This is a genomic window from Amniculibacterium aquaticum, from assembly GCF_003852705.1.
Lineage (GTDB): Bacteria > Bacteroidota > Bacteroidia > Flavobacteriales > Weeksellaceae > Amniculibacterium > Amniculibacterium aquaticum.
Genome location: NZ_REFA01000028.1, coordinates 1 through 22,455 on the forward strand (window position 1 = coordinate 1; position 22,455 = coordinate 22,455).

The window sequence follows — 22,455 nt, forward strand, 5'->3', positions numbered from 1 at the left end:
ATTCAATTAGTCGATTTTGTTTTTCTTTTACAAAGAATTTTTTAATAAGTTTCGTTTCTAATTCAATGTTATATTTCATTCGGAAATTCTTTTTGACAGCGAGTTTGGATAAAATGTCGCATAACGGAAAAAGTATTTGCGAAGGGCGGGCTAAATTTAACTGAAAGTTCAATTTCGACCGAACGAAGCAAATTGCTTTTTCAGATTGTTAAATTACAAAAAAATACAATATGAAAAGCAAGTTGCGACTAAATGCATCGGGTTTTTCTATTATGTATTCAACCCCGCCTTTTGCAAATACAATGTTATCACAATATTTCAATTTTGTTGACTTATTTTCTCTGTAATGCCTATTAAATAAAGATTTTTGTTTTTTCTTTCTGCAAACTAAAGTAAAAAAAAGTAAAGAAAATAACGATTTGTTCTACCAAAAGTTCTACCTTTGTATCAGGTTGCATTGAGATACTTTGAACACTTTTCAAGACCTCTCATTTCCTTGCTCCCGTTTTCAAATTTAGTTTAAACTTTTTAAAACACGAACCTTATGGCATCAGTAAAATTTATCCTCAGAACAGACAAAACCGACAATAACGGTTACTGCCCGATTTACATCATCCTCATTAAGGACAGAAAGAAGAAGTATGTTTCAACAGGAATTAAAGCAAAGGAAAGCCAATGGGATGACGAACAGAAAAAGGTTCGAAAAAACTTTCCTAATTCTGCAAGAACAAACGCACTTCTTTTACAGAAATTAGCAGATGCTTCGGGAACTGTTGCCGATATGGAAAGAAAGTCAAAATCTGTATCAGCAAGAAAACTAAAAGAAGCCGTAAAGGGAAAAGGAGCACAGAATTATTTTGCTTATGCTGAGGACAGATGCGAAAAAATCAAGGGGACAGTTTCTGCAAGAACCTACAAAGCCTACAAAAGCAGTCTGAAAAAATTTGAAGAGTTTACCAAAACTAAAGATGTAGATTTTGATGATATCACCGTGACAATGCTGAAAGATTATGTGAATTATTGTAGTAATACCTTAAAAAATTCAAATACTACGATTAAATATTCGTTGGTGATTTTGGCGATTTTCTTCAAGGAAGCCATAAACGAGGAATTGGTAGATGCAAACCTTTATCCGTTCAGTAAAATAAGTATCAAAAGAGATCCAAGCAAAAGAAGTTTCCTCAGCAAAACCCAGTTGGAAGATTTTAAAAAGTACGAAGTAAATCAAGAGAGTAAAGCACCGATTGTAAAGGATATGTTTTTATTTTCGGCGAATGCAGGAGGTTTGAGATTAAGCGATGTTATCGAATTGACTTGGGAAAATGTAAATTTTGAAGAAAACAAAATCAGAAAACAAATCAGAAAAACAGGCAGAACGCACAGTTTTAAATTTGGAAACTCGGCATTGGCAATTCTCAACAAATACAAACCCAAAGAAATCAATCCAAAACACTTCGTATTTCCTATGCTTGAAAACGGTTCGCCCTATTTCGAAAACGATGCTTACAGATTGGCAGAAGTTGGCAGATGCACTTCGCTTTGCTCACTTCATCTTTCCGCAATAGGAAAAAAGATGAAACTTCCTTTTCCTCTGTCTTTCCACCTTGCAAGACACACTTATGCAACACAGGCACTGAACAACGGAATGCGAATAGAACACGTTTCAAAACTGATGGATCACACGGATATTGGAACCACACAGATTTATGCAAAAATAATTTCCCAGGAATTGGACGAGGCTGTTGAAAAGTATATGAATTAGAAAAAAATTGTTGATAACTCAATGCTCTGTATTTCAGTACGGAGCATATTTTTTTTCTCAAGATATTAAAATTAACTTAAAAGATTTGCTTTCATTTTCCTAATTTAGCATTATGATGAATAACACAGAAAAAGTAAATAAAAACGCAAAAAAATTGAAAAATTTTGCCAAATATCACTCTGATGCTTCTAATCTGCAATAATCAAGCAATTTGTGAACTAAATAATATTTTCGGCTATGTCGGAAAAATATCAACTAAAGGAAACAGCACCTTTTGTGCAATTTTCATCCGTAAAAGTTACGGATGCATTTAACGATTTATTTGATATAGAAGCCATACCAAAACAAAGTTTGGAAGATTATTGCCAACAGATTCTAAACAAAATTTTTTCCCTTCCTTTAAAAAACATACCAGCATTTATTGCACACCATTGTAATTTGGTGAAGAAACCTCTATTGTGGCTCAATAAATTTGAGAAACTAATAGAATTGAATATCGAACTCTTTTCGGGCACCAGAAACCAAAGCAGACTTTTAAAAATTTATACCTGTCTTGAAACCAAAAGAGAAAAGTTGGAATCCCAGGATATTGATGAAAACAAAATCAAACCTGCCAAAAAATATATCAATGCTGAAAGTGAAGAACGTTATTTTTCATTTTATGAAGTCCAAAAAGAAGTGGACCGTATTTCAACAGATCGGGAAAAAATATTATTTCTGACTAGAGAAAAATTTGCATACGAACGTGCAATCATAACAGTTCAATACCTTCAATTACCACTGTTTCCAAAAGAATGTGATAAACTGATTAATGAAATTGAAACATTGGCAAAACTACAGGAAGAAGAAAAGTCCACCGAATTATCAGAAAAGTCCACAGTGGACTTTTTTAAAAAAGTAAAAACTAATCTGAAAGTCAATCAGTTGGTAGATGTTTTTATTCAATTGCAACGAGGATACTTCGTGGACTCACGTCCTGCTATTGAAGCAGAAAACAGCGAAATAGTGCAGTTGATATGTAATAATTTCACAGATAAAGATGGAAATTCAATAAGTCCACAGACTGTCAAAACGATAATGATGCCATCCAAACCCGAGAAGCGACCTAAAGGCACTAATATTGTGGACATTAGCAAACATTTTTAAAATTATTTAGTCCACGTGGACTAAATAAAGACCAAAAGACTTTTTCTTTTCCCACACCTTTGCTCCATAATCTTAAACAAACAATTTTTATGGAAGCAATTATTTTATCCAAAGAGCAATTTGATGGTCTAATCTCAAAAATTAATGAGATTCACGAAAAACTTAACGCGAAGACATCACCAAAACAGGAAGTATTCCTGGACAATGAAGAATTAATCGCAATGCTGAAAATCTCACGCAGAACAGCACAGACCTGGCGCGATGAAGGGAAGATTTCTTTTTCCCAGGTAGGCAGTAAAATCTACTACAAACTGTCCGATGTTGAAAAGACAATGCAGGATCACTACAACAAGTCTTTCGCGAAAAAGTGACTGACAATGTTCGAAGCGCTGAAACCTTTAAGCCCTCAAATTCAGTGAGGGCTTTTCTCTAAAATCTAATTTCTAAAATCTAATTTCTAAAACAATGAAATCCACTATATTTAAAAACTTCAACGAAGTCACAGAACAAAAAGATATTCTGAAAATCCTTGCTGATATCAAAACCGGCGTCTATCAAAACGCAATCACTTATTTAAGAAAATCCCTTGCCGACGACAAAAAAGAAGCCGCGGAAAGAGCCAAAAAATCACTTCCGGCATTTACACCGAGTGCCACATTCAATGGAGGCAGAAAAATGGAATTCCTCACCAACTACAACGCGTTAATGGTGTTGGATATTGACAAACTCGAAAAAGAAAAACTGCAGCAGTGCAAGACAAAAATCAGAATGGACGGTTTTGTATTTGCTTCGTTTGTCAGTCCTTCCGGAAACGGACTGAAAATTTTCGTGAAAGTTTCGTCCGAAAAAGAACAGCACAAAGAAACATTTTTGGAATTGCAGCGATATTTTGAAGAAATATTGGCGGTAGAAATCGACAAATCCGGTAAAGACATCACCCGGCTTTGCTTCTTTTCTTACGATCCTGAATTATACCTGAACGAAAATGCTGAAGTCTATGCGAGCGGAGCGAAGCAATCTGTTCATAATGAAAACTCTAATGGAAAGAAAACCCACAACCAACAATCAACAATATACAACGATGATTTAAAGTATGAAAACGCTGTAAAATTCACAGAAAACAAAATCCAGTTTACAGAAGGCAACCGCAATAACTTCGTTTTTGCTTTGGCCAATAATCTTAACCGGAAAGGAATTTCAGAATCAATGGCTTTAGGCTACATTTTAGCAGATTACGGTTATGACGCAAAAGAAGTTACAACTACAGTTCAAAGCGCCTATCAGAACACCGCAGAACATAATACAGATAAGTTTGTTCCAAAAGAAAAATCTGCGAAATCCGAGCGATTGACGAGCGATAGAAAAAATTCCGGTGAATCGTCCGCGACAAAAACCGATGACGGAAATTTCTCTGATGACGAGGAAGAAACCCCCTCATACATTGACAAATTGGAGAACTTTCTAAACAACCGTTACAACTTTCGATACAACACTGTTTTAGGAAAACTGGAATTCAAAACTTTGAAAGCCTATAAATACAAGCCAATGACCGACTTCACCGAAAACTCAATCCTTCGCGAAATCCTAAAAGCAAAAGTAAAATGCAGTATCAATTCCTTAAGGAATTTACTGCATTCAGACTACTGCGAAATGTATGATCCGTTTGAAGATTATTTCAACAATCTGCCGGAAAATCCAGATGAAATAGACTACATAGAACTGCTTGCAGATACCATAAGCACCACAAAACAGGATCTTTGGAGAATATGCTTTAAAAAATGGTTTGTAGCGATGGTTGCCTGTGTTCTGGATGAAAAACAGGTCAATCAAACTGTAATCGTATTCTCAGGAAAACAGGGTTTGGGAAAAACAACCTGGATAGAAAAACTGATGCCGAAACCATTAAAAGAATACATTTTTTCCGGGACCATAAATCCGAGCAATAAAGATACATTAATTCACTTGGCAGAATGTATGTTAATCAATTTAGATGAACTTGAAAATCTCAATAAAACTGAAATAGGTTCGTTAAAAGAAATCATTACAAAAACACACATCAGAATGAGAAAGGCTTACGGCCATAACAATGAAAATATGCCGAGACGCGCAAGTTTTGCAGGTTCAGTTAATACAGCACAATTCTTAAATGATACAACAGGTTCCAGAAGATTTCTTTGTTTTGAAGTGGAGAACATAGAATATACCCATCAAATAGACATTAACAAGGTTTATGCACAGGCATTAAAACTGCACAAATCAAATTTCCGCCATTGGTTTAACCAGGAAGAAATCAAAGATATTAACGCCAACAACGAACAATATCAGTTAAGAAGTCCGGAAGAGGAATTGCTGCTTACTTGGTTCAATGTTGCAGACAGAGAAACAGCGAATAACTTTTTAACTACTACTCAAATAGCTGTAGTTTTATCAGAAAAAGCCAAAATGAATATTACCGACAGCACAGTTCACAAACTGGGAAAAGCCCTGAAAAAACACGGCTACCTTCGTTTGAAAAAATCAGGAGTATATGCATACGCTGTTTTTGAAAAGTCTTATGATGATGTTATCTCTGAAAATCGTGAAAGTGATGTTGAGAAACGAATAGCTGAAAACCTTCAACAGTCCTCATTTAGATTTTAATATAATTAGGTTCCAAAATTCACTATTATACTTTAATTTGTTTGGGTAGGTAGGGTAACGGAAAAAAGGCAACAAAAAAATATTATTTTTACTTTCAAAATTTTACTGATTAAAACACTGCAATACAAAGAAGTGTTTTTATTTCCTTTATTGTTCTGCTTTATTTTGTTCTGTTTCAGCATTTTATTATTTAAAAAAAAAATAAAAGTTTTTCTTTTTCCAAAATCAAGTTACCTTACCTACCTGCTTTTATATTTCACTAAATTTCATTAATTTTCCGGTTTACAATTTTTTTAAAAACTTTAACCCTTTAATGCAGTTTACACCTTACCACGCAAAATTTTTATCGTACGACCTCACAAGGCAATTGCCGGCTAACAGTATTGGGAAATTTACTGCTTCATTGCAGGATGCACAGGTCGATTTAAACCCGCACCAGGTGGATGCGGCTCTGTTTGCTTTTCAGTCGCCCTTATCTCAAGGTGCTATTCTTGCTGATGAAGTTGGTTTGGGGAAAACAATTGAGGCGGGAATAATTCTTTCGCAACAATGGGCTGAAAGAAAAAGGCGATTATTGATTATCACACCTGCAAACCTTCGTAAACAATGGAATCAGGAATTGGCTGATAAATTTTTCCTTCCATCTGTAATTCTAGAGGCTAAGATTTTTAATGACGAGATAAAGAAAGGAAACCTAAATCCATTCAATAGAAAAGACGAAATTGTCATTTGTTCATACCAGTTTGCTAAAACTAAAGCACCTTACATTGAACAGACAAACTGGGATTTAATAATCATTGATGAAGCACACCGACTGCGAAATGTCTACAAGCCATCAAATAAAACAAGCAATGCTATAAAAGAGGCCACACGAAACTATAAAAAAGTGCTTCTAACGGCAACACCGTTGCAGAATTCAATTTTGGAACTATATGGTTTGGTAAGCATAATTGACGATTATGTTTTTGGTGATATCAAAAGTTTCAAACAACAATACAGTCGGAATCTTGAAGACGAAGATTACCTTGAATTAAGAAAGCGTATTCAGCCGGTTTGTCATAGAACTTTAAGACGACAGGTTTTAGAATATATCAATTATACGGACAGAATTGCTATTGTGGAAGAGTTCATTCCAACAGATGAGGAAACTGAACTGTATGTTGGTGTTTCCTTGTATTTGCAAAGACATAAACTATATGCTCTTCCTAACAGCCAAAGACAGTTGATGACACTCATTTTGAGAAAATTATTAGCGTCCTCGTCTTATGCGATCTATGGAACACTGGATGCATTAGTAAAAAAGTTGGAAGCCATTTTAACGCGACAGGAAGGTGAAGATTTGCTGGAAGAAATAGATCAGGATTATGAAACTGCGGACGAAGTTGCCGAAGACTGGTTCGAAGAAGATGAAGAAGAAATTGAGGAAGAGTTCTTTTCAGAAACCGATATTGAAAACATAAAAAATGAAATTGAAGACCTGAAGAAATTTAGATCTTTGGCCTATACCATTCGCAAAAACTCTAAAGCTGAGCATTTATTTGTGGCTCTAGATAAGGGTTTTGCCGAACTTGCAAACCTTGGTGCAAACAAAAAGGCGCTCATATTTACAGAAAGCAGAAGAACGCAGGAATATTTATATAATACTCTGGAAGCGAGAGGTTACAAGGATAAAGTAATGCTTTTTAACGGTGTCAATAATGATCCGAAATCTAGAGAGATATACAAACAGTGGCTAAAAGAAAATAAAGGAACCGACAAAATTACAGGTTCCGCAACTGCTGATAAACGTGCTGCATTAGTAGATTATTTTAAGAATAATGCGACGATTATGATTGCAACAGAAGCGGCTGCGGAAGGTATTAACCTGCAGTTTTGTTCGCTCATTGTCAATTATGACCTTCCTTGGAATCCTCAACGAATTGAACAGCGTATCGGCCGCTGTCACCGCTACGGTCAGAAGCACGATGTTGTAGTAATAAATTTTTTGAACAAAAAAAACGCTGCCGATGTGAGAGTGTATGAGTTATTGGCAGAAAAATTTCAGTTGTTTAATGGTGTTTTCGGTGCCAGTGATGAAGTGTTGGGTTCCATTGGTAATGGGGTGGATTTCGAAAAACGTATCGCCCAAATTTATCAGGATTGTAGATCACCGGAAGAAATTCAGACCGCTTTTGATTCTTTGCGGGACGAACTGAAGCCGGAGATCACTGAAAGAATGAAATCAGTAAAAACCACTTTATTGGAGAACTTTGATGATGAAGTGCGTGAAAAACTGAGAACAAACCAGGATGAGACTTTGCAGTTCCTTTCAAGGTTTGAAGATAACCTTTGGAAAGTAACACAGTATTATTTACAGAACTTCGCAAATTTTAATTCAGATTACAGTTTCAGTCTTCACAAAAATCCATTTCCGGATGAAGCCATCCATTCAGGTCCTTATATGATTCTCAAAACTTCGGCCGGACAAAAAAAATCCGCAATCGAAGTGCCGGAGGATACCAATATTTACAGAGTTGGCCACAAGTTGGCTCAGAAAATTTTGTATACCTGCAAAGAACAGACAACAGAAGATAAAGAAATAATTTTCGATTATTCCGGCTCGCAAAATAAAATTGCTTACCTCGAGAAATTTATTGGCGAATCGGGCTACTTACAGGTAAAAAGTCTTTCCCTCCACTCTTTCGATCAGGAAGATTATTTGCTTTTAGCTTGCTATACAAAAGATGGCGAAGTCGTTGATTCTGAAATGGCAGCCAGAATGTTTTCTCTGTTTGGATTCGAAGGTGATAAGATAGAAGTTGCCGACGAGCACAGGAACACTTTATCCGAAATTATCTTTTCCGAAAAACAGAAAATTGTTTCTGAAAATGCCGAAAGAAACAGAGACTTCTTTGATACTGAAATGGATAAACTCGATCAGTGGGCAGATGATATGAAAATCAGTTTGGAGAAGGAAATAAAAGATTTGGATGCAGAAATACGCCTCAAAAAATCCGAAGCAAAAAAAATGCTGAACCTCGAGGCAAAAGTTACTGCACAGCGTGAAATAAAAGACCTTGAGAAAAAGAGAAACGAAAAACGTCAGACTTTGTTCTCTGCACAGGACGACATAGACACCCGTAAAGATGATTTATTGAACGACATTGAAGCCCGATTAAATCAGAAAATAGAGGAAATGGAACTATTTACCATTAAATGGAAAATTATATAATTTTAACCTTTAGGGTTAAAAATAATCAATAAAAAGTTATATCTTTGCATGACAATTGAATACAAAAACAATAAACTAGAAAAGTCATTTAGCGATTTCAGAGCAATTGCTAAAAATTATGGCACAAGAGCAAAGAATGTTAAGAAACGGATAGATGAATTAATTGCAGCAAAAAACCTAACAGACATCAGTATGCTTCCGCAGGCAAATCTTCACGAACTTAAACCGCCTAGAAAAGGAGAATTTGCCGTAGATGTTTCTGCAAATTATAGAATAACGTTTATTCCGACTAATGATCCGATACCCTTGAAAGAAGACGGTGCTTTGGATCTAAGTAAGATTACAGAGATTAAGATTAATTCAGTAGAAGACTATCACTAATATGAATTTTAAAACTATTTCTGACGTGGATTTAGCCCGTCAGTTAATTTCGTCTCCAGGCGAAACATTATCAGATACCATTCAAGCCAAAAATCTTTCTCAAACAGAATTGGCGGAAAGAATGGGGAGACCTATCAAAACTATTAATGAAATAATTCAAGGTAAAACCTCGATTACTCCGGAAACCGCTATTCAATTGGAAAGAGTATTGGGGGTTTCTGCAGAATTTTGGCTCGAAAGAGAAAAGAACTATCGCCTAGAACTTGCTGAAATCAATGAGGCGGAAAGTTTGATAAATACAAAATCATGGCTTAATCATTTTCCCTTGAAAGAAATGGTAAATCTTAATTGGATTGATTGTGATCCTAAAAACACTTTGGAGTGTTATGAATCTGTGTTGGGCTTCTTTTCCGTATCGAATAAAGATTCCTTTTATTCTTATTACAAAGTGGCACAACCGCAGTTTAGACTTACAAATTTTGACGGCAAAAATGTGTACATCATTGCATCTTGGTTAAGAAGGGGCGAAATCCAAGCATTCAAAATAAAAACAGGCATATTTAATAAGTCTAAAGCTCTTAAAAAAATTGCAGATTTTCAGCAGATTATGATTGGTAATAGTCCCAATTTTTTTACTCAACTGCAGGACGCTTGTAGTGAAGTGGGTATCAAATTAATATACACACCTTGTCTTAAGGGGCTAAAAACATACGGATGTACTAGGTGGATTGATAATACACCTGTAATTCAGGTTTCCAATCTTTTGAAAAGAGATGATATTTTTTGGTTTACTTTTTTCCACGAACTTGGTCATATTCTTTTACATGGGAAACGTGACGTCTTTTTGGAAGGAATTGAATATTCGCAGAAGGAAATGGAAAAAGAAGATGAAGCCAACGAATTTGCTGTTAAACATGTTTTCCCTGTTGAATTGGAAAGGGAATTGTTGGAAACCGTTCCTGAAACTCAAATTACTTACAAAGAAGTAAAGTCGTTCGCAAAAAAACACAATCTCAAGACATCAATTGTTTTCGGTCGAATGGCAAAAAGAAAATTGGTCACAGATCAAGAAGGATGGTTTCGGGACATTTATCAGAATGTTGTTATAAATTAATACTATTTGTTTCTTTAGACGATTTATCGAAGTTTTAGATTTTAGAAAATATGGTCTCTAAAATCCTAAAAACTTTAGACGTCTTAAGCTTGTTTTTAGACGTCCGTTTTCTGAAATTCGCCGTTTTATAGGATATCTTCAGGTAAACATTTAGACATACTTAGACATAATTTTAGACGTAAACCTAGACGTAAAGTTTTTAGTAAAGTAAGCAAACTATTAAGTAAAGAAGACAGTAAATGAAAGAAGTTTACCTCGCATATTTCGATTTTATGGGCTTTAAGCAGTTTATTCTCAATAATGAGGATGAAGTACTGGTGCGCAGAATGGAACATATCTTTAGAGATATAGAAATGTGTATTGCCCGCGGAAAATTTCACCCACCACAGGGAGGGATGATCTTTGCAGATACCACACAATCAAAACTGAATACCTTAAATATTTCCGACACTATCTTATTCTGGACAAACGATTTATCAGAAGAATCTTTGGCTGAATTAATAGAAGTTGCTTATGAATTTAATTGGAGAGAGATAACATATAATTTCCCATTGCGAGGTGCAATAGTAAAAGGGAACATAAGAATTGTTTCCGGTAAAAATGACAATGAAAACGGTGGCTCTTATTCAGTTCAGTGCCTATACGGCAAAGGATTAGTGTATGCCCACGAATTGGCAGAAAGTCAGGATTGGGCAGGAACCATTATTGATGAAGCAGTTATCTACGATCTTGAAAGTTTTGATAAAGGCAGGGAACTTATTGAAAAAAATATGGTCAATTATGATGTTCCACTAAAGAAAGATAGAATACGCTCTTCCAAGGTTTTCAAACTAAGACAAGGTATTTTCAATGATGAAGCCCAAACAAACTTACTCAATGATATTGAAAGAGTCTTCGCTTTAGATAATAAAGGAATCGAACTCGAAGATGTAAAAAGAAAAATAAAAAATACACAAGATTTCCTTATCCACACTAAAGAAATCCCATAGCAAACCGTCGCAACTTGCACCAATTGCAACCACTGCAACCTGCACCCAGAAAATTACGATCAACCATTAACCAACCCCATAGTACATTGTACTTTTTACATTGTACTTTTTACAATAAAAAAATATGTCCAACAAAAAACTCCAAAAACTCGAACTCACCTGGATTGGCAAAGGCGAAGAACCAAAACTCGAGCCGCGCATCCTCATAGAAAACCCCGAATACTCCTACGGAGATCCCGATACCGAAAATATGCTCATACACGGCGACAACCTTTTGGCGCTGAAAGCCCTGGAGCAGGATTACGCCGGAAAAATAAAATGCATCTATATAGATCCGCCTTATAATACCGGAAATGCGTTTGAGCATTATGATGATGGCGTGGAGCATTCGGAATGGTTGAATTTGATGTTTCCTAGGTTAAAATTGCTGCGGAGTTTGTTGGCAGATAACGGCTCTATCTGGATTTCTATTGATGCAGATGAAAGCCATTATCTAAAGGTGCTTTGCGATATGGTTTTTGGTAGAAAAAATTTTATAGACGAAGTAATTTGGCAGCGTTCATATGCTCCAATTAACCTTAAAAAAACTTTGTCAAGAAGCCACGATGCAATCTTGGTTTATGCAAAAAATGCACAGGGTTTTGAATTAAATAAATTACCAAGAAGTGCAGAAGCAAACTCAGCATATAAAAATCCTGATAACGATCCTCGTGGAGTTTGGCAATCGGATAACTTTTCTGTAGGCCCGGTTGTTGAATCAAAAGTGTATGAAATTATTACTCCATATGGGCGAAGTGTATTACCTCCTACAGGAAGATGTTGGTTACTATCGCGCGAAAGGTATGAAGAATTTATTGCTGACAATAGAATTTGGTTTGGAGCAAAAGGAGATGGAGTTCCTCGTATTAAAAGATTTTTGTCTGAAGTAAAAGATGGAATAACAGCACAAACTTTGTGGACTTATCAAGAAGTTGGACATAATCAGGACGCAAAGAAAGAAGTTAAATCTTTTAATGATGCGGAAGTTTTTGCTACTCCAAAACCAGAAAAATTAATCGAAAGAGTTATTCACTTGGCAAGCGATAAAGGCGATCTCGTCCTCGATTCCTTCCTCGGTTCAGGCACCACCGCAGCAGTCGCCCACAAAATGGGCCGAAAATATATAGGGATAGAACTCGGCGAACACGCTAAAACGCATTGTTACCCGCGCCTTAAAGCTGTTGTTGATGGAGAGAAGGGCGGTATTTCCAAAGCCGTCAACTGGCAAGGCGGCGGCGGTTTTAAATTCTACACCCTCGCTCCAAGCCTGCTTAGAAAAGACAAGTTCGACAACTGGGTAATTTCCGCAGATTACAACGGCGATATGCTCGCCGCTGCAATGGCAAAGCAGGAGGGCTTCAAATACCAACCGGACGAAACCAAATTCTGGAAGCAGGGCAAATCTTCGGAACAGGATTTCATCTACACCACCACGCAGTTCCTCACCGTAGAATCTCTGGAGAGCATTTATGATGATATGGCACCGGGAGAAAGTTTATTGGTATGCTGCAAAGCGTTTCAAAAAGAATGTCGTGAAAAATTCCCGAATATCACCGTAAAGAAAATTCCACAAATGTTATTGAACCGTTGCGAGTTTGGCAAAGACGATTACAGTTTCAATATCGTTAATCTTCCCCACGAAGATCAGGAAGAAACCGAACTTCCGGAAGAACACACCGTTCAGGAACTCAACGATCAAAACAATACAGATTCCCAACCCACTTTATTCGATTAAATAAAAACCGTCCTTGCGAAGAACGAAGCAATCCCTTGCTAAAAAAAGTTCGTTAAATAAACCAACAACTGACAACCATCAACCAACAACCAATGAACAGCACAGCCAATTACATAAAACAGCGCCTCTCCCTCCGCAAACCATTACAGGAATCACTTGATGTAGTCGCACTGTTAGCCGATAAACTCACCCTGCAAAAACAGCCGGAAGATTCTACCGAAGCCACGGCTTTCCTGAAAGAAGAACTCGCAAAAGTGCAGCAGCATTATCCACAGGTAAAAGACTTTCAGCGCGAGTTTCCTTCTTTAGCATTTTCCATTGCAACAGGCGTAGGAAAAACGCGTTTAATGGGGGCTTGTATTGCGTATTTGGCTTTAAACAAAGGCATTAAAAATTTCTTTGTCTTGGCGCCCAATCTTACTATTTACGAAAAACTGATTAAGGATTTTGGCGATCCCGGATACGAAAAATATGTGTTCAATGGCATTTCAGAATTTGTGCACAACCGTCCGGTAATCATTACCGGCGATAATTACAGCCAGCAGGGAAATCTGTTCGATGAAAGCGAAATCAGAATCAATATTTTCAATATTTCCAAATTCAATTCAGACAATAAGGGTACCAAAAAAGGCGGCGTTTCTTTGGCGCCGAAAATCAAACGGCTTTCCGAATATTTGGGACAGTCGTATTGGGAATATCTTACCGGCATTAAAGACTTGGTAATTTTGATGGACGAAGCACACCGTTACCACGCCGATGCTTCCAAAACAGCCATTAACGAACTAAAACCGGTGCTTGGCTTGGAACTTACGGCAACTCCTTTAGATGAGAAAAACAATGCCTTCAAAAATATTGTTTACGAATACAATCTGGCACAGGCATTAGCAGACGGTGAATTTGTAAAAAATCCTGCCATTGCCAAGCGTAAAAATTTTCAGAAAGGCAACCTTTCCGATCGTGATGTGGATATTATTAAACTTGAAGACGCAGTTTCCGTTCACCGCCAAACCAAAAACGATCTTGAACTCTATTCTAAAAACAACAATGCAAAACAGGTAAAACCGTTCATTTTGGTAGTCTGCAAAAGCATTGAGCACGCTGAAGAAACTTACAGTTATATCAATTCTACCGAATTTTATGAAGGAGAATATATTGGCAAAGCGTTACAGATACATAGTGTAACACGCAAAGACGAGGAAATTGAAAGCCTTTTTATTTCCCTTGAAAATCCGGATAATCAGATTGAAATTGTAATCCACGTGAATATGCTCAAGGAAGGTTGGGATGTTTCAAACCTTTACACCATAGTTCCGTTGCGTGCTGCCAATGCAAAAATATTGATTGAGCAAACCATTGGTCGTGGTTTGCGTTTGCCTTACGACGGTAAAAGAACCGGTGTGGAATCCGTGGATAAACTGACCGTTATTGCACACGATAATTTTGAAGCCGTAGTTGCCGAAGCCCAGGATCCAAATTCCTTGTTGAACAAGTTTACTTTCGTAGAACTGGATGAAAAGGAAATGGGTATTAAAACACAGGTTATCACTTCAGTCAGCACTGTAGAAAAATCTGTTGAAAAAGAGCAGGTAAAAGTAAATTTAATTTCTAATCCTGCAGAAAAGCAGAAAGCGCAGGCGGTTGTTGATGCCAAAAAAGCGGTGCTTACCGTTCTGCCCACGTTCAATAAATCGTCTTTGGTAAAGAATATCAATGATTTAAACAAAGAGGAAGTAAAAAAAGAGGTTATTCAGAAGATTGAAGAAAACCTGAATAAAGGGCAGTTAAATATCTTTGCCGATCAGATCGTTGCAGAAGCAAAAGCACAGTATGAAACCATAATTTCGGCTTACAAAGAGAACATTATTGAAATTCCAAGAATGGTCCTTACTCGTGGCGAAGTTCAAGCTTATTTCAATGATTTTGATCTGGTAACCGACGAATTTACTTTTAGAGCCCTCGAACAGGAAATTATCAGAATGGGTTTGGTGGATAAGAAAACCGAAACAATTGGCGTTCAGGACAGCGGACAAAAAATAAATCCGGTAAAACTGATTATCAGCGAACTGCTGAATTACCCGGAAGTGGATTATGACGAAAATGCTGATCTGCTTTACAAATTGGCGCAGCAGGCTGTGGATGCTTTGGAAGTAAATTTAGAGGATAAATCTAAACTGAATCTCACTGTCCGACAGTTCAAATTACCCATTGCGGAAAGAATTTATATGCAGATGAGAGCCAATTTCACCGTGACAACGCCTGCATTCATTGAGCCGGAAGTATTACCATTCACCAAAATTGAGCCGCACAATTATACAGCATTGTCAGAAAACGGTTATCGTGATTACAGAGATACAATTTCCCCGGCGTCTTTAGTTCCGCGTTTTGTGTTCCGTGGTTTTGAGAAGGCTTGTCATTTTGAATATAAATTTGATTCAGGAACAGAAAAAGATTTTGCTTTCATTTTAGAAAATGATTCTAATGTAAAAAAATGGCTGCGTCCTTCAGCCAATCAGTTCCGTATTTACTGGAGCAATTCCGGCCGCCGTTACGAACCTGATTTCGTGGTAGAAACAGACGACTGCATTTATATGGTTGAACCAAAAGAAGCCGGTAAAGTGGATAACGAAGACGTTCAGTCAAAACGAGAAGCCGCACTCCAATACTGCAAATATGCTTCAAAATACAACACAGAAAATGGCGGCAAACCTTGGAAATATGCCCTAATTCCTCACGACAAAATCACCACCACCACCGGCTTTGAATATCTGATGTCGCAGTATGCACAATAATTAATATTAAATATTAAAAAAGTAAAATGGAAGCAATTACACTACATAAAGTATTTTCACAGGGATATTTTAGAATTCCAGATTATCAGAGAGGTTACTCCTGGAACGAAAAACAATTGAATGAGATGTGGGATGATATTGAAGATATCCGCGAAGATGAGGGAGAATTTAAGAAACACTATACGGGAACAATTTTTCTCGAAAAATCAAAACCAACTGAATCTGAAAAATGGGTAAATGATGATTTTTTCCACGTAGTTGATGGTCAACAGCGGTTAACCACAATGAGCATATTGCTATTTGAATTACTTAAAGTTGCCGATAGAGGGTATGCCTCAAAAGAGAAAACTATTTTAGAAAATGAATATTTATTTTCAAAGAATGAAAGTGGCAAAAGCAAAGTTTTTAGGTTCGGATATCAGGAAACTGACAAAAATTATAAGTATTTATCCAAATCAATTTTTGAAGATGAAGCCGTGCTTTTGGATAGTGACTCAGTGAATTTATATGCTAAAAACCTCAATTATGCTAAGCAATTTTTCTTCGATAAACTAAAAGATATGTCACATGATGAACGAAATCTTTTGTTTCGCAAAATTACAACTGCATTAATTTTTGATATAAGAAAAATTGAGAAAGATCTTGATGTACAGGCCGTTTTTGAAACCATGAACAATAGAGGAAAACCTCTTACTACACTTGAAAAATTAAAGAATAGATTAATTTATCTAAATGACAAGATACATCAATCTGAAGAGGATAAAAATTTATTAAGAAAAAATATAAATGATGCATGGGGAAAAATTTACAATTCGCTGGCTCAGAACCCCGATCAATATCTTGATGAAGACGAGTTCCTTTCAGCGCATTTATCCTTGTACCGTAAGCCAAAAGAATCCGTCTTTTCTGAGAAGTTAGCAGAAGAAAAGGTATTTCAGATGTTTTGCAATAGATCTGAGAAATATGCGCTCGAAGATACTGAAAAGAAAGAGCCTACTGTATCATTTGAAAAAATAGAACACTACATTCATAAACTCTCTGGTTTTGCACCTATTTGGTTTCAGGTAAATAATTCAAATAATTCCTTAATCAACAAAATACTCTTGTTGAATAGCAGTAAAGACATTAAAATTTTCATTTCTACATTGCTTTACAAAATTGAAAATCATCAAATTATAGATAAACTTCTTTTGAATCTTGAAACAATATTGTTTAGAAATAGGGTTCCAGGAATTTGGATAATGGATGAAAGAAATGTTTCTACCTGGGCTAGAATATTATATAATTCAGGAGAAAAACTAAATGAAAAAATATTAGAAGTTGAAGCCGAAATGCAAGAATATTTAGAAGGTGAGATTGTAGCAGAAAATGTTGTAAAAGGATTTGGTTCTCTATTTACTTATGTTCGGGGTGCTGTTGGTTTTCACAGGTGGGGGGCTTTAAAGTATTTTCTTTTTGAGTATGACAAAGAATTGATGAAGGAATATGGGGAACATCATTTGAAAGTATCTTTATCAGATTATGAGCAAACTACTATTGAGCACATAATTCCGCAAGATTATTCGGCAAATTGGTTAAATGAGGTAAGGTCGGTTTCAGATCGTCTTCCTGAGGATGAAAAAAAATCTACTGCACGAAAAATTTTAATTAATTCTCTTGGTAATTTGACGATACTGATGAATGGAAAAAATTCTTCGCTTGGAAATAAATCCTGGATTATTAAACAAGACCGCTTTAAAACCGGTTCTTACAATGAAATTGAAATTAGCAAAAACCCATCTTGGACTGAAAAAGAGATACAGATCAGAGGAAAAAAATTGCTTAATTTCCTTGAGAAAAAAATCCCAGGTTTGCATTTTTCTGGGGAGGAAATTGACGAATGTCTTTTCTTTAATGACTATTATTCTGATAAAATATTAGATAAAGAAATTAGCGATGTTGGAAAAGTACAGTGAAAGGAAATATTTAACGTAACGCTATTGTAACAGGTAAAAAGAGGAACAAGATAGTTTTTCATTGATGCTATAGGCAGAAAAAAAGACTTTCAATACAAAATAGATAATGAGCAATTCCAGAGAAAATTTGAACAAGATTTTAGCAATTAAAAATGCAATTGACGAAGATAGACTGGTAATTTTTGCAGGTTCAGGTATTTCTGTCGAGTCTGGCTTGCCTCTATGGGCTGATTTAGTCAAAGGCATGAAAGAGAGTTTGAGTTTCGTGCCCGAAAAACTTGATGATGCTTTAAAAGTTGCACAGATTTTATATAATGAAAAGGGTGAAAAAGAATACTATGATATTGTTAATAATTTAATTTATAAGAATAGTATCAATAAACCTAATTTGCTTCATGAAATATTATTTTCTTTAAATCCACAGCATATAGTCACCACAAATTATGATACTTTTTTAGAAGAAGTTATTGCGAATAAAGGATTAGATTATTCTCTGGTTGCAAAAGATGAAGATCTTCCTTACGGGAAGTTCAAAAATTTGTTGATAAAGTATCATGGCGATTTTCAAAACCATAATATTGTATTAAAAGAAACTGATTATCTCGAGTTTTCTCTGAATAATCCATTAAAAGAAATATTCGTTAAATCGCTTTTTAGCAATAAGGTGGTTTTGTTTGTCGGATATAGTTTCTCTGATATTAATTTGAAAATATTGAATCAGGAAATTCGACATATATTGAAGAAGCATCATCAGCGAACTTATCTAATAAGCATATCAGAACCCCTTTCTTTGTCTGAAATAAAATATTACGAAAATAATGGAGTTAACATTATTGAATTTGAAAAATTAAAGGAAGAATTACCAGAGTTTTCATCTATAGTCACGGTAAATTCTTCTAAACTTTCTGAACATAGTAATAGGCTTTACAGTATATTATCTTTGATCTCAAACTATAATCCGGATTCTTACAAAAAATGGTTAACGCCTGAGCATACGGGAAAACTTATTGATGAAATTTATGCTTTTTTTAGTGATTTCTATTATTTTAGAAAAATTCCATCAATTATCTTGAGCCACAATAGTATTTTTAATTATCAGGACAATCCTTCGGTAAGAACTAACATTTTTCACGGCAACGTTTTTACATGTCAAAACAATCTTCTTTATGAACTTTTCCGCGATTACGATCCAAAAGACAAGAAAAACTTAAGCGAAAGCCAAATGAATAAGATGGAATATATTGTCAATCGATTCCTCTTTTCAGATATTCATACAGTAGTTCTGCCAAAGAAAGGCTCAGATTCTTTTGGTTATTCTGCTTCTGATCACAAAACTTCTGTGGATTTAACTGCGAAAAGAATTAATAAGGAAAAATGTGACTGTATAATGTGTTCAATATCAAACTATAATTATGATGTTGCTTTACAAAAAACAGAAAATTATCAAATTTCTGAAAATTCAGAGTTATTTGAAGATTTAACTTATGCTTTTGGTTGTTATCAACTAGATAACTATTATTTATCCTTTTTAGGCTTTAAGCAAATATTGTCAAAAGCAAATCGCTTAAAGCGTTTTGAAGTCAGTTTTTTAGCCAAATACAATCTTTATCGCCTTTCGAAACTTAGTTACTTAGCGTACTATTCGCAACTAGAGTATGATGAAATAAAAAATATGCTTGATGAGTATAAAGATTTTGACCTGGATAAAGAGTTTTATAAAACCAAACAGTTTGTTAATAAAGATTTGTATGAATTTCTTCGCGAATTGAAGAATGGAATTTTTATTCAAAATCTGTGTGACGATATTGATGATAAATACAATAAAATACCTTTAACAAAAAAACTAATTGAAAAAGGTGGTTCTTCATCTAATAGTGATGTATCAAATCTATTCAGATCGTGTGTTGAGTTAGAGAGATTTTTGAACCTCAATTTTATTATAGGTAACGGTTTTTCAAGAATTAATTTGGCATTCAGAAAATCAATAAATGCATTTTTTACTGCCTATGCAATTAGTTTATTAGATTCAAAAGATGATGATTTCAATTTTTTTGGCAACCCTGGCCTTCAAAAATTTAACCACTATATACTAAAATTGATTGTTGATTATTCAAAGCCAGAAGATTTACATAAAATTTTAACCGAGTTGTCATTAAAAGATATCAAAATTGGTGATGATGATCGTAAAAATTTCATGGAAATGACAAGAAATTTTTTTGCATCTTCATATAAAGTGAATACAGTCTTCGGTAAAGATTTTTATGGAAATACTCTTTTCAAAGGGAAACTCATTTCTGATGGGGATTTCCGCGAATCAGTAGAAATTAAACTAAAAAATATTTATCTGATTTTCGCGTATTTTGATTTTGAAGAAAGTGAACTGAATGAAATGATGGAGCTTAACAATAGATTTATTCAGTTTACTGATTTTCGTTTTAAGAGAGAAACATGGTATCTTGAAAAGATTCTATCATTAAAAGGAGAAAAGATTGAAACTAAAGCACTTGAAACTCTTCTTGATCTTCTGTCAAAAAGAAAAGATTACTGTTTCCAGTATTTATTGACATTACACATTCTGAAGCAAAGAGATGAGTCTTATGTGACCAACAGTTTTGAAAGTGAATATTTTGATATTGAAAACAATGTTCAGAATATTGCTGGTCTATATTCAGCACTTACTGCGGATGAAAAACGTAATCTAATTATGAAGGTTGAGAAATATTTTGGTTTAGATAACGTGGATATTGATGATTACTTCTACATAATAGATAATAAGATACCTCTAAAATCAGAATTTCGTAAAAAATATATTGACAGTATTTCTGCACGTATTAAAGATCAGAAAAATAAAGATGTCTCAAGAAGGAAAGTAAATTTTTTTCTGAATTTCATATATCTGGTTTACCAAGGTAAGATTACAAAGAAAGAAGCAAAAATGATGATCACAGAAAAACCGTATTTTCGTTTTCTTCTTTCTCCTAAAGATTTTCCTGAAAAAGAATTTGATATCAGTTGGTTAAAGTTAGAAACGTCGCCAGAGTTCATTTCTGCTTATAAAAAAGCAACTTTCATTTTACCTACACTTGAAAAAATTCTTCAAAATAATTTTGATAAAGAATTTGCAGAGATCTATTTCAAACTAAAGGTTTGATTTTCCCCGCTCTGCCACAGCAAGTTACATAATCGAAATTATGGTCAAAGTGCCAGCGCACACCGTTGCCCTCCAGTCCGCAGGCTTCCTTCCGTGCAAAACCAACCGCATCATTGCCCATAATTTGAGATTATGTAAAATGCTTTCCGTGCAACGGGCACAGCCCTTTTGCGCCATCGCCTTCCAGCCGCCAGGGCAGTTATAATTTACACGGTCAGTTTCCCAATCGAAAACCTACATTATCCCCGCCACCCATTCAAGGATGCAGAAAAATGGTGCAGAGAGTTTCGGGATTTAGCCAGTTCCTACAGCCACTGTGTTGCTTTTTTTCAGCGGAAAAGTTTAGTGGCAATACAGTCGCTTTCGTCATCGCGCACAGTCGTATTCCATACTGAAGAAAATTGCTTTTTCCATTCCATTATTTTCATCACACACCAAAAACACTTTGGTTTCATAGGCAAAGGTTTGTAGTGTGTTTGTGGCGCGTGCTGAAAATTCCCAAGCAAAGCATTTTCTTTCAGCATTCCATACCACTGTCTTTGCAGCCGCTTTTTCCATTCCGACACATAAGGAAGATTTACCCAAATTGATCGTTTCGGAAATCACCATTTTTCTGCGAGTCTGTTTCCCCGGTTTGCCAACGCTTTTCCAAGTTCCTACAGTATATAGCCGGCATTCACTTTTCGGTTGTTGAACAACCGGCTTTCTCTGCCGTCTATACATTTTCGTCACCGCGCACAGCAGTATGTCGCCAGTCCAAGTATTCCTGTCGCCATACCGCTGTCTTTGCCCTTTCTTTCCACCGCCTTGATTGCGCCTCAATCGAGGATCAGGCATCAAGAAAAAATAAAAAAAAAGAAAGTAAAGTTCTGTTGTAAGGAAAATGCGCCGACAATATCAAGCCCTGTCGGGTTTTTCAGAAAAAGTTTTGTGGCGCTAAAATTTAGCCCCAAAATTTTTCTGAAAAAATATTGCATCGCATTTTCCTTCCAGACGGTCGGAGCACTTTCTTTTTTTCTTTTTTTTCTTTTGAAAAATTTTCAGCGGAGCAAAATTTTTTAAAACAAAATTATGCTTACAAACAAAGTACGCACGTACGCCGTGCACCGCGAAACGCCTGAACAGGCAATCTACATTCTGAACAGAGGACGCAACGCAGGAAAACCCCTTCGCCAACCTTGCCCGAATTGCTTTATTTTTTATTGCAGCAGTCCCGAAGAACTCGAAACCGTTTACTGGACCTTTTACGCCCTCTGGAAAAACGGATTCTTTCATCCGCACCTTTGCGGCTCAGTCATTGAAATGCTTCGCCTTTCAGACTTGAAAAAACTGCTTTTGCAATGGATTCAACCCGGCATTGAAAAAGCCAACAGAAACCCGGAAATGGTCAACAAAATCCGGGCAACCTGGGAACTGGAGCAGAAAATGCAAAAGCAATCTGAACTGCTGAAGCAATTGCGAGATTCGCTTGTCAGAAAATACTATTTCAGTATTTAAAATCAAAAAACTTCCTTCGGGAAGTTTTTTTTGCTTTTTACTATTG

General features: G+C 35.7%; 14 protein-coding genes. 13 read left to right on the top strand and 1 reads right to left on the bottom strand.

Going from position 1 to position 22,455, the window contains the following annotated elements:
• Nucleotides 1-544 precede the first annotated feature (544 nt).
• The 12 genes from EIY84_RS10295 to EIY84_RS10350 all read left to right on the top strand — a co-directional run bounded on the left by EIY84_RS10295 (nucleotide 545) and on the right by EIY84_RS10350 (nucleotide 20,912).
• Nucleotides 545-1,762 (top strand): site-specific integrase, encoded by a 1,218-nt coding sequence (locus EIY84_RS10295; RefSeq protein ID WP_124642883.1) that lies wholly within the window; start codon nucleotides 545-547, stop codon nucleotides 1,760-1,762.
• 237 nt (nucleotides 1,763-1,999) lie between these two features.
• A complete protein-coding gene (locus tag EIY84_RS10300) occupies nucleotides 2,000-2,908 on the top strand; it encodes a hypothetical protein (RefSeq protein ID WP_124642885.1) in 909 nt (302 codons plus the stop codon).
• A gap of 89 nt (nucleotides 2,909-2,997) precedes the next feature.
• Entirely contained in the window at nucleotides 2,998-3,279 is a 282-nt protein-coding gene (locus EIY84_RS10305; RefSeq protein ID WP_124642887.1) for a helix-turn-helix domain-containing protein, read from the top strand.
• A gap of 94 nt (nucleotides 3,280-3,373) precedes the next feature.
• The gene (locus tag EIY84_RS10310) at nucleotides 3,374-5,548 is read left to right on the top strand and encodes a VapE domain-containing protein (protein ID WP_124642889.1); all 2,175 of its coding nucleotides are present in this window, start codon (nucleotides 3,374-3,376) and stop codon (nucleotides 5,546-5,548) included.
• A gap of 313 nt (nucleotides 5,549-5,861) precedes the next feature.
• Nucleotides 5,862-8,759, top strand: coding sequence for an SNF2-related protein (locus EIY84_RS10315; RefSeq protein ID WP_124642891.1), 2,898 nt, complete (start codon nucleotides 5,862-5,864; stop codon nucleotides 8,757-8,759).
• Between the two features lie 48 nt (nucleotides 8,760-8,807).
• Complete coding sequence (locus EIY84_RS10320; protein ID WP_124642893.1) at nucleotides 8,808-9,140, top strand: type II toxin-antitoxin system RelE/ParE family toxin; 333 nt, start codon at nucleotides 8,808-8,810, stop codon at nucleotides 9,138-9,140.
• Nucleotide 9,141: 1 nt separating this feature from the next.
• Entirely contained in the window at nucleotides 9,142-10,254 is a 1,113-nt protein-coding gene (locus EIY84_RS10325; protein WP_124642895.1) for a HigA family addiction module antitoxin, read from the top strand.
• Between the two features lie 239 nt (nucleotides 10,255-10,493).
• Nucleotides 10,494-11,243, top strand: coding sequence for a hypothetical protein (locus EIY84_RS10330; RefSeq protein ID WP_124642897.1), 750 nt, complete (start codon nucleotides 10,494-10,496; stop codon nucleotides 11,241-11,243).
• 250 nt (nucleotides 11,244-11,493) lie between these two features.
• The gene (locus EIY84_RS10335; RefSeq protein ID WP_206428203.1) at nucleotides 11,494-13,017 is read left to right on the top strand and encodes a site-specific DNA-methyltransferase; all 1,524 of its coding nucleotides are present in this window, start codon (nucleotides 11,494-11,496) and stop codon (nucleotides 13,015-13,017) included.
• A 92-nt stretch (nucleotides 13,018-13,109) separates the two neighbouring features.
• Nucleotides 13,110-15,806: a DEAD/DEAH box helicase gene (locus tag EIY84_RS10340; RefSeq protein WP_124642901.1), complete on the top strand. Its 2,697-nt coding sequence runs from the start codon at nucleotides 13,110-13,112 to the stop codon at nucleotides 15,804-15,806.
• A gap of 26 nt (nucleotides 15,807-15,832) precedes the next feature.
• The gene (locus EIY84_RS10345; protein WP_124642904.1) at nucleotides 15,833-17,761 is read left to right on the top strand and encodes a DUF262 domain-containing protein; all 1,929 of its coding nucleotides are present in this window, start codon (nucleotides 15,833-15,835) and stop codon (nucleotides 17,759-17,761) included.
• A 106-nt stretch (nucleotides 17,762-17,867) separates the two neighbouring features.
• A complete protein-coding gene (locus tag EIY84_RS10350; protein ID WP_124642906.1) occupies nucleotides 17,868-20,912 on the top strand; it encodes an SIR2 family protein in 3,045 nt (1,014 codons plus the stop codon).
• Between the two features lie 366 nt (nucleotides 20,913-21,278).
• On the opposite strand, the gene EIY84_RS11830 is transcribed toward EIY84_RS10350, so the two are convergent.
• Nucleotides 21,279-21,521 (bottom strand): hypothetical protein, encoded by a 243-nt coding sequence (locus tag EIY84_RS11830; protein WP_164472039.1) that lies wholly within the window; start codon nucleotides 21,519-21,521, stop codon nucleotides 21,279-21,281.
• A gap of 462 nt (nucleotides 21,522-21,983) precedes the next feature.
• Here EIY84_RS11830 and EIY84_RS10360 point away from each other — a divergent pair, with 462 nt between their 5' ends.
• The gene (locus tag EIY84_RS10360; RefSeq protein ID WP_124642910.1) at nucleotides 21,984-22,409 is read left to right on the top strand and encodes a DUF6943 family protein; all 426 of its coding nucleotides are present in this window, start codon (nucleotides 21,984-21,986) and stop codon (nucleotides 22,407-22,409) included.
• Nucleotides 22,410-22,455 lie beyond the last annotated feature (46 nt).